General features: G+C 42.5%; 12 protein-coding genes. All 12 read left to right on the plus strand.

Annotated elements, in window-relative coordinates; translation table 11 throughout:
• The first annotated feature begins 68 nt into the window (after positions 1-68).
• On the plus strand, positions 69-1,130 hold the full coding sequence (locus FNL97_RS04805) for an AI-2E family transporter (RefSeq protein ID WP_143415151.1): 1,062 nt from the start codon (positions 69-71) through the stop codon (positions 1,128-1,130).
• A gap of 328 nt (positions 1,131-1,458) precedes the next feature.
• Positions 1,459-4,092, plus strand: a complete 2,634-nt coding sequence (gene alaS, locus FNL97_RS04810) for an alanine--tRNA ligase (RefSeq protein WP_097354777.1) — start codon at positions 1,459-1,461, stop codon at positions 4,090-4,092.
• Positions 4,093-4,159: 67 nt separating this feature from the next.
• Entirely contained in the window at positions 4,160-4,426 is a 267-nt protein-coding gene (locus tag FNL97_RS04815) for an IreB family regulatory phosphoprotein (protein ID WP_015864597.1), read from the plus strand.
• Positions 4,427-4,429: 3 nt separating this feature from the next.
• Positions 4,430-4,846 carry a Holliday junction resolvase RuvX gene (gene ruvX, locus FNL97_RS04820; protein WP_015864596.1) on the plus strand — a complete coding sequence of 139 codons (417 nt, stop codon included), beginning with the start codon at positions 4,430-4,432 and terminating at the stop codon, positions 4,844-4,846.
• 14 nt (positions 4,847-4,860) lie between these two features.
• Positions 4,861-5,148 carry a DUF1292 domain-containing protein gene (locus FNL97_RS04825; RefSeq protein ID WP_015864595.1) on the plus strand — a complete coding sequence of 96 codons (288 nt, stop codon included), beginning with the start codon at positions 4,861-4,863 and terminating at the stop codon, positions 5,146-5,148.
• Positions 5,149-5,265: 117 nt separating this feature from the next.
• Positions 5,266-6,360, plus strand: coding sequence for an endolytic transglycosylase MltG (gene mltG, locus FNL97_RS04830; RefSeq protein ID WP_015864594.1), 1,095 nt, complete (start codon positions 5,266-5,268; stop codon positions 6,358-6,360).
• Between the two features lie 139 nt (positions 6,361-6,499).
• Positions 6,500-7,153, plus strand: coding sequence for an O-methyltransferase (locus FNL97_RS04835; protein ID WP_143415152.1), 654 nt, complete (start codon positions 6,500-6,502; stop codon positions 7,151-7,153).
• Complete coding sequence (locus FNL97_RS04840; protein WP_062677182.1) at positions 7,150-8,079, plus strand: peptidase U32 family protein; 930 nt, start codon at positions 7,150-7,152, stop codon at positions 8,077-8,079. The genes FNL97_RS04835 and FNL97_RS04840 overlap by 4 nt, the downstream gene beginning before the upstream one ends.
• A 27-nt stretch (positions 8,080-8,106) precedes the next feature.
• Entirely contained in the window at positions 8,107-9,375 is a 1,269-nt protein-coding gene (locus FNL97_RS04845; protein WP_015864591.1) for a peptidase U32 family protein, read from the plus strand.
• A 1-nt stretch (position 9,376) separates the two neighbouring features.
• Positions 9,377-10,012, plus strand: a complete 636-nt coding sequence (gene udk / locus FNL97_RS04850; protein ID WP_015864590.1) for a uridine kinase — start codon at positions 9,377-9,379, stop codon at positions 10,010-10,012.
• A gap of 140 nt (positions 10,013-10,152) precedes the next feature.
• Positions 10,153-10,629 (plus strand): transcription elongation factor GreA, encoded by a 477-nt coding sequence (gene greA / locus FNL97_RS04855; protein WP_041269715.1) that lies wholly within the window; start codon positions 10,153-10,155, stop codon positions 10,627-10,629.
• Positions 10,630-10,677: 48 nt separating this feature from the next.
• Positions 10,678-12,456 carry a peptidoglycan D,D-transpeptidase FtsI family protein gene (locus FNL97_RS04860; RefSeq protein ID WP_015864588.1) on the plus strand — a complete coding sequence of 593 codons (1,779 nt, stop codon included), beginning with the start codon at positions 10,678-10,680 and terminating at the stop codon, positions 12,454-12,456.
• Positions 12,457-12,464: the final 8 nt, after the last annotated feature.

The following is a 12,464-nucleotide window of genomic DNA, read 5'->3' on the forward strand; positions in this document are numbered from 1 at the left end:
TACGGGAGTCGGTGCTTTTTTGTATAATTCCGTTTTCTGCACCCACACTAACGATAGGGGGTGTTGCCATGGGAGAGAAGCAATGGCTGTCCATCATTCGTGTTGGCAAATGGCTGTTTGTTACGATCATTATTTATTTAGTTATTCGCATGAAAGAAGTATGGCTGCCGGTTGTTGATTTATTCGCTACTGCACTCATTCCGTTTTTCATTGCCGCGTTTATTACGTATTTATTGCATCCATTGGTGGAATACATTCATGAAAAAGGCATTCCGCGCTGGGCGGCTATTTTGTTCATTTATTTTCTTTTTTTCGGTGGAATTGGGTATGGGCTTTATAAAGGAATTCCGCTGTTTATTCAACAGCTAAAAGATTTAAGCGAAAGTTTGCCGGCATTGATAGAGACATATCGGAACTGGACAAAACAAATTCATAATCAAACATCGGCATGGCCAATGGAAATTCACACAAGAATTGAAGCAATGCTCATACAGCTGGAACAAACAGCAGCGAATGCGTTAACAATGGTGATCAATGGCGTAAAAGGGATTGTAAATTCCGCGATGTTGTTTTTGCTCATTCCGTTTATTGTTTTTTATATGCTCAAAGATATCGATCAATTGAAAAAAGCAGTATGGTACATTACTCCAAAACGATGGCGCGAACCAGGGATCGCATTTTTAAAAGATGTAGAAGAATCTCTTGGCAACTATATACGCGGACAATTGTTTGTAGGGTTATTAATTGGAAGTGTTGCCGCATTTCTTTTATGGATTGCTGGTATGGATTATCCGCTTTTACTTGGGTTTATTATTGGGGCAACGAATATTATTCCATATTTTGGACCAGTGATTGGGGCGATTCCCGCCGTGATTTTGGCAGCTACCGTTTCGCTAAAAATGGTGCTTATTGTCGCTGTCATTATTTTTCTTCTTCAATTTTTAGAAGGCAATATTTTATCGCCGCTCATCGTCGGAAAAAGTTTGCATATGCATCCGCTCGCGATTATGTTTGCTTTATTTTTTGGCGGGGAAATCGCAGGAGTGCTTGGCCTTATTGTTGCTGTTCCGCTTCTTGCCGTATTAAAAGTGGCTCTTCTTCATTGGAAAGAACATTATCAACCACATTGACAAATAAATGCAGCTTGTCTATAATCTTCAATGAAAAAGCGAATACATAACGCGATGACGGATCGAGTATGTTACAGTCCATCTTAAAGCGCGTGCTCGCGCACAGAGAGGAATTTCCGCGGCTGAAAGAAATTCCAGATGAAGGGTAACAGAACGCTAATCCGGAGCGCAGGCAAAACCTGACGTAATAGCCACGTTACGGCGTTTGAGGTGATGAACGGCTTGCCGTTCATAAACAGGGTGGTACCGCGAGCGTAACTCTCGTCCCTGAAGGGGATGAGAGTTTTTTATATTCAAGTTCAATACGGCGAAGAAAGGGAGGATCATGATGAAAAAGCTTACTTCCGCACAAGTAAGGAAAATGTTTTTAGATTTTTTCAAAGAAAAAGGCCATGCGGTTGAACCGAGTGCGTCGCTCATTCCTGTCGATGATCCGTCATTGTTGTGGATTAACAGCGGTGTTGCTACATTAAAGAAATATTTTGATGGCCGCGTAGTTCCGGATAATCCGCGCATTTGTAACGCACAAAAGTCCATCCGTACAAACGACATTGAAAATGTCGGAAAAACGGCACGCCACCACACATTTTTCGAAATGCTCGGAAACTTTTCGATTGGCGATTATTTTAAGCGAGAAGCAATTCATTGGGCGTGGGAATTTTTAACAAGCGAAAAATGGATTGGCTTTGATCCGGACCGGTTGTCTGTAACGATTCATCCGGAAGACGATGAAGCGTTTGAAATTTGGCATAAAGAAATCGGCCTTCCGGAAGAACGCATTATTCGTTTGGAAGGAAATTTCTGGGATATCGGAGAAGGACCGAGCGGACCGAATACAGAAATCTTCTATGATCGCGGCGAAGAGTTTGGAAATGACCCAAATGATCCAGAGTTGTATCCAGGCGGGGAAAATGACCGCTATCTAGAAGTCTGGAACTTGGTATTTTCGCAATTCAACCATAACCCAGACGGCACGTATACACCGCTTCCGAAGAAAAATATTGATACAGGCATGGGACTAGAGCGGATGTGTTCGATTTTGCAGGGAGTGCCAACCAACTTTGAAACAGATTTATTTATGCCAATCATTCGCGCGACAGAACAAATTTCCGGGGAAAAATACGGTGTCGATAAGGAAAAAGACGTAGCATTTAAAGTGATTGCCGACCATATTCGGGCGGTCACGTTTGCGATTGGCGATGGAGCGCTTCCATCTAATGAAGGCCGTGGATATGTATTGCGCCGTTTGTTGCGCCGCGCGGTTCGTTATGCAAAACAACTTCATATTGAACGTCCGTTTATGTATGAGTTGGTGCCAGTTGTTGGCGAAATTATGAATGACTTCTATCCAGAAGTAAAAGAAAAAGCGGCGTTTATCCAAAAAGTCATCAAAAATGAAGAAGAGCGTTTCCATGAAACGCTTCATGAAGGATTGGCGATTTTAGCAAGCGTCATCCAAAAAGAAAAAGAGCGCGGAAGCAATATCATTTCCGGAGAAGATGTGTTCCGCCTTTATGATACTTACGGCTTTCCAGTTGAACTAACGGAAGAATACGCGCATGAAGAAGGAATGGAAGTCGACCATGACGGATTTGAACGGGAAATGGAACGTCAACGCGAGCGCGCTCGCGCTGCTCGCCAAGATGTTGATTCGATGCAAGTACAAGGCGGTGTGCTTGGCGATATCAAAATAGAAAGCGAGTTTGTCGGTTACGATCAGCTTCATGCGCAATCTACTGTCGCCGTTATCGTAAAAGACGGCCAGCTTGTCAATGAGGTGAAAGAAGGAGAAGAAGCGCAAATTATATTGGATGTAACCCCGTTCTATGCGGAAAGCGGCGGTCAAATCGCTGACCAGGGATGGATTGAAAATGAAACGACAAAAGCGTTTGTAAAAGATGTCCAAAAAGCGCCAAACGGGCAGCATCTGCATCATATCATTGTCGAAAAAGGAACGTTGAAAAAAGGAGAAACATATACAGCGCAAATCGATGAGGCGAAACGGGCGAGCATTATTAAAAATCATACGGCGACCCATTTGTTGCATCAAGCGTTAAAAGACGTGCTCGGGCCACACGTCAACCAGGCAGGATCGCTAGTCGCCCCAGACCGCTTGCGCTTTGACTTCTCGCATTTCGGACAAGTAAAACCAGAGGAGTTAGAACGCATCGAAGCGATTGTCAATGAAAAAATTTGGCGCAGCATTCCTGTCGAGATTTTCTATAAGCCGCTTGCGGAAGCAAAAGCGATGGGGGCGATGGCTTTATTCGGCGAAAAATATGGGGATATCGTCCGTGTCGTGCAAGTAGGCGATTACAGTTTAGAGCTTTGCGGAGGCTGCCATGTGCCAAACACTTCGGCAATCGGTTTGTTTAAAATCGTTTCTGAATCGGGTATTGGCGCAGGCACTCGCCGGATTGAAGCCGTGACAGGCGAAGCGGCGTATCGCTTCATGAATGAACAAATCACCTTGTTGCAAGAAGTCGCACAAAAATTAAAAACGAATCCGAAAGAGATTGTTAACCGCATTGATGCGTTAATGAATGAGATCCGCCAATTGCAGCGTGAAAATGAATCACTTGCGGCACGCCTCGGAAACATGGAAGCAGCCAACCTTGTAAACAAAGTGAAAGAGGTAAACGGAATTCCTGTGCTCGCAAGCAAAGTAAATGCCAATGACATGAATCATTTGCGCACAATGGTGGATGAACTAAAACAAAAATTAGGATCGGCGATTATCGTATTAGCAGCTGTACAAGGGGAAAAAGTAAACTTGATCGCCGGAATTACAAATGATTTAATTGAAAAGGGATATCATGCCGGAAAATTGATTAAAGAAGTTGCCGTTCGCTGCGGAGGTGGAGGCGGCGGCCGCGCTGACATGGCGCAGGCAGGCGGAAAGGACCCAAGCAAAGTCGGAGAAGCCTTGCAATATGTCGAACAATGGATAAAATCCGTTTGATAATTGGCAAAGATAGTGTACAATGGATGTAAGATAGGGAGATGCCAGAACGGAGAGAGGTGGAACGGTGAGCTCATTTGACCAAACTATGCAGTTTCATTTTTCTGAAGAGCCGGCCGAAACGAATATTCGTGAAGTGTTGTTAACGGTGTATGACGCTCTTCAAGAAAAAGGGTACAATCCAATTAACCAAATTGTCGGTTATTTACTATCTGGCGACCCTGCTTACATCCCTCGTCATAAAGATGCCCGGACGTTAATTCGAAAAGTGGAGCGCGATGAATTAATTGAAGAATTAGTGAAATTTTATTTACAAGGACAGCGAAAGGATTAACGTATGCGTGTATTAGGACTTGATTTAGGAACAAAGACGCTTGGGGTGGCCGTTAGCGATGAATTAGGCTGGACTGCGCAAGGCATTGAAACGATTTCGATTGATGAGGAACGCGGAGAATATGGATTAAAACGGCTCCGGGAAATTATTGATGAATACGAAGTCGATACGATCGTCGTTGGATTTCCAAAAAATATGAATGGTACAGTCGGACCGCGCGCAGAGGCGAGTCAGCGCTTTGCCAAATTATTAGAGAGCGAATTTTCGCTTCCTGTTATATTGTGGGACGAACGTTTGTCCACAATGGCAGCGGAGCGGATGTTAATCACCGCTGACGTCAGCCGGAAAAAACGAAAGCAAGTCATCGATAAAATGGCGGCTGTCGTTATTTTACAGTCATATCTTGACAGCAAACAGTAAATGGAGGAGAAAATATGGAACACGGAGATCGACATATTACTGTTGTCGACGAAAACGGCAACGAACAATTGTGTGAAATATTGTTTACGTTTGAATCAGAGGATTTTGGAAAATCTTATGTGTTTTATTATCCGGTAGGCGCAGAATTTGAAGATGAGGAAGAAACGGAAATTCATGTGTCGGCATTTATTCCAGGAGAGGGAGAGCAAGAAGGAGAATTGTTGCCGATTGAATCAGAAGAAGAATGGGAAATGATTGAAGAGGTATGGAATACGTTCTGCGCCGAACAAGATGAAGAATAAGAAAATACAAAGATGGCCGATGATAGATGGGCCATCTTTTTTTGTAGAAAAAAGCAGGAGGATAGCGAAAAATGTGAAAGTTTGTAGTATAATATCACGAGTGAAAGGAGGTTTTCCATGTATAATGACCAATTTTTTCAAAAAGATGCACAAATTGTACGAAAGATTGTGTTGATTGTTTGCATCGCTGTTTTTATCGCATGCATCGCTATAGCAGGAGGAAGCTATTTCTATATAAAATCAGCGTTACAACCCGTCGATCCGGATGACCGCACTCCTGTTCATATATCGATACCGATCGGCTCTTCTGTTAATGATATTGCCAATATGTTAGAAGAAAAACAGCTAATTAAAAGCTCATTGGTGTTTCGCTATTACGTGAAGTTGAAAAACCATGTTGGTTTTCAAGCGGGAGAATACCGATTAAATCGATCCATGTCGATGGGAGATATTATTGCCGTCTTAAAAACGGGAAAAGTAACAGAAAAAAAGGGGTTAAAGCTGACTATTCCGGAAGGGACGCAAATTACGCAAATTGCTGCTATTATTGCGGAGAAAACAGGGTATAAGAAAGAAGAAGTGCTTCGACAATTAAATGACCGCAAATATATCGAAAATCTTATTCAAAAATACCCGTCCATTTTATCCAAAGATATTTTAAATAAAAATATACGCTACCCACTAGAAGGTTATTTGTTTCCTGCTACTTATTCCTTTCATGAAAAAAAGCCTTCTATTGCGGAGATTGTGGAAACGATGTTAAGAAAAACAGAAAAAGTATTAGCAAAGTATGAACGTGATAAGAAAGAAATGAACATGACGACACATCAGCTTTTAACCATGTCTTCCTTAATTGAAGAAGAAGCGACAGAAAAGGCAGATCGCGAAAAAATCGCGAGCGTGTTTTACAACCGTCTCCGTATAGGCATGCCGTTGCAGACAGACCCTACTGTCTTATATGCGCTTGGTAAACATAAAGATCGCGTCTATTATAAAGATTTAGAAGTGAAATCTCCTTATAATACGTATATTCATAAAGGACTTCCTCCCGGACCGATTGCGAACGCTGGGGAAATGTCGATTCGAGCGGCACTGAAACCTGCGAAAACCGATTATTTGTATTTTCTTGCCACACCAGCAGGGGATGTCATTTTTACAAAGACATTGGAAGAACATAATCGCGAGAAAGAAAAATACATTGGAAAACAATAGAATGATATGTGAATCGCTGGAGCAGGAGCAAAAATATTTCGCATTTCGCATGTTTTATGGTAGTATATATAAAGTTATCAATCACCACCCTGTAATAAGAGTCCTTATGTGACTCTTATTTTTACGAGGAGGGGCTCTTTTGATATTAAAAGAAGTAGCACATTATCTTGAACAGTTTATCCCTGAACGGGATGAGCAAATAAAAGAGATAGAGCGTTACGCCAAGCAGCATCATATTCCGATTATGGAGGTTGTCGGAATTGAAATGATGCTGCAATTATTAAAAATTGCTAAGCCGAAGCGTATTTTGGAAATCGGCGCTGCTATTGGCTATTCCGCCATTCGCATGGCAAAAGCGCTTCCTGATGCAAATATCGTGACCATTGAGCGGGATCAAGAGCGATATGAACGCGCGCTTTTTTATATAAACAAAACGGGGACAAGCGAGCAAATTCGCGTAATTTTCGGCGATGCGCTGAACGTATACAACGATGTCGCAAAATATGCCCCGTTTGATGTCATTTTTATCGATGCGGCGAAAGGGCAATATCAGCGTTTTTTTCAAATGTATGAGCCGCTATTGCAAGAAAACGGCCTAATCATTACGGATAACGTATTATTCAAGGGGCTTGTCGCAACCGAAGAACCGGTTGAAAATAAACGGATTCGCCAGTTAGTGTCGAAAATTCGCCGCTACAACGAATGGCTTATCGGGCGGTCTGATTACGAAACAGTCATTCTTCCGATCGGCGATGGGATCGCCATATCACGAAAAAGAGGTGAAAAGCTATGAAAAAACCAGAATTATTAGTGACGCCGACGAGCGTTTCTCATATACATGATTTAGCCAATGCCGGCGCTGATGCGGTGATGATCGGCCAGCAGCGTTACGGTCTGCGCCTAGCGGGAGAGTTTTCCCGTGCGGATGTGGCAGAGGCGGTGAAGATTGCCCGTTCATATGGCATGAAAGTATATGTTGCGATGAATGCAATTTTCCATAACGACAAGGTGGACGAACTTGGTGATTATATAAAGTTTCTCTCTGATACAGACGTGGATGCGATTGTTTTTGGCGACCCGGCGGTTTTAATGACTGTACGTGAAGTGGCCCCTCATATGAAATTGCATTGGAATCCAGAAACGACGGCAACAAACTGGTATACGTGCAATTATTGGGGACGGAAAGGAGCGAAACGTGCTGTCCTCGCCCGGGAATTAAATATGGATGCGATTTTAGAAATTAAAGAGCACGCCGAAGTAGAAATTGAAGTGCAAGTGCACGGGATGACTTGCATGTATCAATCTAAACGCTCTTTAATTGGAAACTATTTCGAATATCAAGGAAAAGTAATGGAAATCGAACGAAAAAAATATGAAAAAGGCATGTTTTTGTATGATAAAGAGCGCGATAGTAAATACCCGATTTTTGAAGACGAAAACGGCACACATATTATGAGCCCGAACGATATTTGCATTATTGATGAGCTTAGTGAGATGGTGGATGCAGGCATCGACAGCTTCAAAATTGATGGAGTATTGCATCAGCCAGACTATATTACGGAAGTGACAAAGCTATATCGCCGCGCCATTGATTTATGTGCCGAAAATCGGAAGCAATACGAGGAAGAAAAGGATGAGCTGCTGGCGAAAATCGAAGCGATCCAGCCAAAACATCGCCCGTTGGATACCGGATTTTTCTTTAAAGAAACGGTTTACTAATACAAACAGAAAAGGAGGAGCAGTCGGATGCTGTTAAAAAACGATAAAATTTCCGAGGTCATTAACGGCAAGCGCGTGATTGTGAAGAAGCCCGAGCTTCTCGCTCCAGCCGGCAACCTAGAAAAGCTAAAAATCGCCGTGCATTATGGAGCAGATGCGGTATTTATCGGCGGACAAGAATATAGCTTACGGGCCAACGCCGACAATTTTACGCTTGAAGAAATTGCGGAAGGAGTGCGCTTTGCAAACCAATATGGCGCAAAAGTGTATGTGACAGCGAACATTTATGCCCATAACGAAAACATTCCCGGGCTCGAAGAATATTTGCAGGCGCTAGAACAAGCAGGTGTTCACGGCATTATTGTCGCTGATCCGCTTATTATCGAAACGGCGCGTCGGGTGGCGCCGAAATTAGAAGTGCACTTGAGTACGCAGCAGTCGATGGCAAACTGGAAAGCAGTTCAATTTTGGAAAGAAGAAGGATTGGAACGCGTGGTGCTCGCACGCGAAACGACCGCGGAAGAAATTCGGGAAATTAAAGAAAAAGTCGATATTGAAATTGAAGCGTTTATTCATGGGGCGATGTGTTCCGCGTACTCCGGCCGCTGTGTATTAAGCAACCATATGACAGCACGCGACTCCAACCGCGGGGGATGCTGTCAATCATGCCGCTGGGATTACGATTTATACCAATTAGAAGGGGATAAAGAAATACCGTTGTTTGATGAAAATGATGCACCGTTCGCGATGAGCGCAAAAGATTTGAATTTAATTCGCGCGATTCCAACGATGATTGAATTAGGCGTTGACAGCTTGAAAATCGAGGGGCGGATGAAATCGATCCATTATGTGGCGACAGTCGTGAGTGTTTATCGCAAAGTAATCGATGCCTATTGCGCCGACCCAGACAATTTTGTCATTCGCGAAGAATGGATAAAAGAGTTGGATAAATGTGCCAACCGCGATACGGCTCCATCTTTCTTTGAAGGAATGCCGGGCTATACAGATCATATGTACGGTTCTCATAGCCGAAAAACAAGCCATGAATTTGCCGGTCTTGTACTGGATTATGATAAAGAAACGAAGATCGTCACATTACAACAACGCAACTTTTTTAAACCGGGAGATGAAGTCGAATTTTTTGGACCGGAAATTGAAAACTTCACACAAGTAGTGGAAAAAATTTGGGACGAAGATGGAAACGAGTTAGATGCTGCACGCCATCCATTGCAAATTGTCAAGTTTAAAGTAGAGCGAGAAGTCTTCCCATACAACATGATGAGAAAGGAGATCTAACATGGGGAAGAAGCCTGTTGTCATTGGTGTTGCTGGCGGGTCCGGATCGGGGAAAACGAGTGTGGCCAGGGCGATTTATGAGCATTTTGGCGATCGCTCGATTTTAGTGCTTGAGCAAGATTTTTACTATAAAGATCAAAGCCATCTCCCATTTGAAGAGCGGCTGCGGACGAATTATGACCATCCGCTTGCGTTCGATAACGATTTGTTGATCGAACATATTCACAAATTATTGCGGTATGAGCCGATCGAAAAGCCGGTTTATGATTACAAGCTTCATACGAGATCCGATAAAGTTATTCACGTTGAGCCAAAAGATGTTATTATTTTAGAAGGGATTCTTGTATTAGAGGATGAGCGATTGCGCAACTTAATGGATATTAAAGTATATGTGGATACGGATGCGGACATTCGCATTATTCGCCGTTTGCTCCGTGATATTAATGAGCGCGGCCGTACGCTGGAGTCGGTGATCGAACAGTACGTTTCCGTCGTTCGCCCAATGCATAATCAATTTGTGGAGCCGACGAAGCGTTATGCCGATATTATTATTCCAGAAGGCGGCCACAATCATGTAGCCATTGATTTAATGGTTACAAAAATTCGCACAATTCTTGAACAAAAATCGTTTTTATAATAACATAACATAAACAAAATAAATATTTATAATAACAAGTAAGCGTACGAGCAACTTTTTTTGTTGTTCGTACGTTTTACATAAACACATTTTTTGCATCATAACAACAATAAAGAAAGTATATAGAGGAGTGAAGCATGATGGCAAACGAAAAGCAATTTCCAATGACAAAAGAGGGAAAAGAGAAACTGGAACAGGAACTTGAGTATTTAAAAACAGTAAAGCGAAAAGAAGTAGTAGAACGCATTAAAATCGCCCGTGGATTTGGTGATTTATCGGAAAACTCCGAGTACGATGCGGCAAAAGATGAACAAGCATTTGTAGAAGCGCGAATTCAAACGCTTGAAAACATGATCCGCAATGCGGTTATTATCGAAGAGGACACCGAAAATCCAGATGTGGTTTCGCTAGGAAAATCGGTTACGTTTATCGAACTTCCAGATGGGGAAGAAGAAACATATACGATTGTCGGAAGCGCAGAAGCGGATCCGTTTGAAGGAAAAATTTCCAACGACTCTCCAATTGCAAAATCGCTTCTTGGCAGAAGAGTTGGGGAAGAAGTTACGGTACAAACGCCAGGAGGCGAAATGCTTGTCAAAATTGTTGCAGTAAAATAGGTTTTAAAACGAAACACCTCGTCGAAAATGAAGATGAGGTGTTTTTTTATGTGGAAAAAACGAACAATGGTTATACTTTCTATTATTCAAATTGGAATTTTTCTTTTTATCGGGCGGCTTGTTCAAATTCAACTGATTAGCACAGAGTCGTTTTCGAATAAAAAAGTCAACTTGATCGAAAAAAGCATCGAACAACGAACACAAGAAATGGTCATTGATAATGGAAGGGGAACGTTTATTGATCGGCACGGAAAGCCGCTTACGAATGAGTATATTCCTTCTCTTGTTTTGTTTCCTTTTTTAAAGAAGATGGAGTGGCCTGTCGAAAAATTAGCAGAAATCCTCCATATTTCTCCTCATATCATTATTGATCAACTAGAAAAGGCAAAAGAACCGTTTATTTTTACCATTGATGGCACTCCATTTGTGTTGAAAGAAGAACAAATGGAAAAAATTAATCAATTACATATTCCTGGTGTGTTTGCGGTTCAAAAACAGCATCCGCTTGAGAAAACATATGCACAACATTTAATTGGTTTTACCCGCACGGACACCCAGCTTTTGCGTTCCCGTTATCCAAAACGGAATCTTTCGCCACATACTGAAGTAGGAATTCATGGGTTGCAAAAGGCGTTTGACGAATTTTTAATCCCGGAGGGGGAAACGAAACTGTTGTATCATGTCGATGCGGAAGGCGGCCCTTTATTTGGGATTAATGTGAAGTATAGTGACCCTGGCAATCCATTTTATCCTGTTTCTGTTCAAACGACGATCGATCGTGATTTGCAGCAAATCGCTGAAACCATTGTTCGAAAGCATCATTTGAAAAAAGGCGGCATTGTATTGTTGGACATCGAAACGAATAGTGTGCTTGCCATGGTTAGCCGTCCTGATATGGATCCTCGAAATCCATATAAAAATCACGGAGCGGAAAATCAAATGATTTTGCCGCAAACCCCTGGATCGATATTTAAAACCGTTGTTGCGGCAGCAGCGCTAGAAAAAGGAATGGTTTCCAAACAAACAACGTTTGATTGCAGTAAAAAAATAGACGGAGTGACGCCTGATGATGCTCATTCTTACGGAATGCTAGGATTTGAAGAAAGTTTTGCCGCAAGCTGCAACAACGCCTTTGCGACACTTGGAAAAAAACTCGTTCAACAAGACCCTGACATTCTTGAAATATATGCAAAAAAGCTGGGATTATATCCGCTTTCAGGATGGCAAGGAGATGTATATCATGAGACCAATTTTGAGCAATTTCCAGAAGAACGAAAGGGAACGATCTGGCACGATGCCAAAGATAAGCGTATACCGCTTGCTGTGGCACAAACGTCGATCGGGCAAAAAGATGTACGTGTATCGCCGCTTGCGGTTGCCAATATGATGGCCACCATTGCGCGAAATGGCGAGGCAAAGCAAGTGAGAGCAGTAAGTAAAGTTTTATATAAAAACGGCACCACCTTTTTTACGTTTCCACAGCAGCCTTTTTCCGATGAACAGCCGATTTCTCCTGTCACTGCGAGTAAACTGCAGCAATTATTGAGAAAAGTGGTTGTTGATGAACGCGGTACAGGACGCCGATTTCAGTCACTTCCATATGCGGTAGCCGGAAAATCGGGTACAGCAGAAACAGGAAAAATGCTCCATAATGAGGAATTGATCAATAAATGGTTTGCTGGCTATTTTCCTGCTGACGCGCCGAGATATGCGCTCGTTGTCGTAGAGTTAGACTGCCCTGGCTCGCAGACAGTGACAAACGATGTATTTTATGATCTTGTACAAAAAATATATGAATTGGACAATTGGGACAAAAATTCGCAATAACAACGAAA

It is taken from the genome of Geobacillus sp. E263, from assembly GCF_007197795.1.
Taxonomy (GTDB): domain Bacteria; phylum Bacillota; class Bacilli; order Bacillales; family Anoxybacillaceae; genus Parageobacillus_B; species Parageobacillus_B toebii.

Coding starts and splice junctions, on each gene's coding strand:
- greA (WP_041269715.1), top strand. CDS start 10,153: ATGGCAAACGAAAAGCAATTTCCAATGACAAAAGAGGGAAAAGAGAAA.
- mltG (WP_015864594.1), top strand. CDS start 5,266: ATGTATAATGACCAATTTTTTCAAAAAGATGCACAAATTGTACGAAAG.
- FNL97_RS04805 (WP_143415151.1), top strand. CDS start 69: ATGGGAGAGAAGCAATGGCTGTCCATCATTCGTGTTGGCAAATGGCTG.
- FNL97_RS04845 (WP_015864591.1), top strand. CDS start 8,107: ATGCTGTTAAAAAACGATAAAATTTCCGAGGTCATTAACGGCAAGCGC.
- FNL97_RS04825 (WP_015864595.1), top strand. CDS start 4,861: ATGGAACACGGAGATCGACATATTACTGTTGTCGACGAAAACGGCAAC.
- FNL97_RS04860 (WP_015864588.1), top strand. CDS start 10,678: ATGTGGAAAAAACGAACAATGGTTATACTTTCTATTATTCAAATTGGA.
- ruvX (WP_015864596.1), top strand. CDS start 4,430: ATGCGTGTATTAGGACTTGATTTAGGAACAAAGACGCTTGGGGTGGCC.
- FNL97_RS04840 (WP_062677182.1), top strand. CDS start 7,150: ATGAAAAAACCAGAATTATTAGTGACGCCGACGAGCGTTTCTCATATA.
- udk (WP_015864590.1), top strand. CDS start 9,377: ATGGGGAAGAAGCCTGTTGTCATTGGTGTTGCTGGCGGGTCCGGATCG.
- alaS (WP_097354777.1), top strand. CDS start 1,459: ATGAAAAAGCTTACTTCCGCACAAGTAAGGAAAATGTTTTTAGATTTT.